Annotated in this window: 2 protein-coding genes; both read left to right on the top strand. The window is 73.5% G+C overall.

What is annotated here, in order from left to right; translation table 11 throughout:
• On the top strand, nt 1–356 hold a 356-nt coding region (locus tag AOK16_RS27505; RefSeq protein ID WP_169790935.1), incomplete at its 5' end, for a thioesterase domain-containing protein.
• 22 nt (nt 357–378) lie between these two features.
• Nucleotides 379–588, top strand: a 210-nt coding sequence (locus tag AOK16_RS27775; RefSeq protein ID WP_205627757.1) for a hypothetical protein, incomplete at its 3' end; no start/stop codon positions are given.

Here is a 588-nt window from a genome sequence, read left to right as displayed (position 1 = left end):
ACGAGCGCGAGCAGCTGGAGACGCTGATGCGCCAAGTCGCCGACGCGGGGCTGGACATGAGCCCCGGCGTGCTGGAGCACCAGCGCACCTCGTACATCGACGCCCGGATCGGCGAGCGCTACCGCCCGCGGCCGTACCCGGACCATGTGGTGCTCTACCGCGCCCAGCGGGCGCAGGAGCTCACCACCGCGATCGACCCGCGCTATCTGCGGGACGACACCGACCTGGGCTGGGCGCCGTTCTGTGCCGATCTGGAGGTCGTGTCCATCCCGGGTGACCACATGTCGATGATCGACCCACCCCACGTGGAGGTCATCGCCCGGCATCTCACCACCGCCCTCGACGGGCTCACCTGAACGACCGGGAAGGAATGAGCCTTTGGTCCCCGAAGCCGTCCCCCGCTCCCGCGTCACGAGGAGCCGGTCCGCTCCCCGTACCACGGCGGTCCCCTGGACGCTGGCCGTCCTGACGGCCTGTCTGGTGGCCGTCGCGGCGCTCCTCCCGGGGCCCGCCTCGGCCGCCCGCGGGGAGCCGACGGCCCGGTACGCCTTCCCCGGGCCCGGGACCCGGGCCGACGACGGCGCCCGC

It is taken from the genome of Streptomyces pathocidini (genome assembly GCF_001418495.1).
Lineage (GTDB): Bacteria > Actinomycetota > Actinomycetes > Streptomycetales > Streptomycetaceae > Streptomyces > Streptomyces pathocidini.
This window is presented reverse-complemented; position numbering and strand designations above follow the sequence as displayed.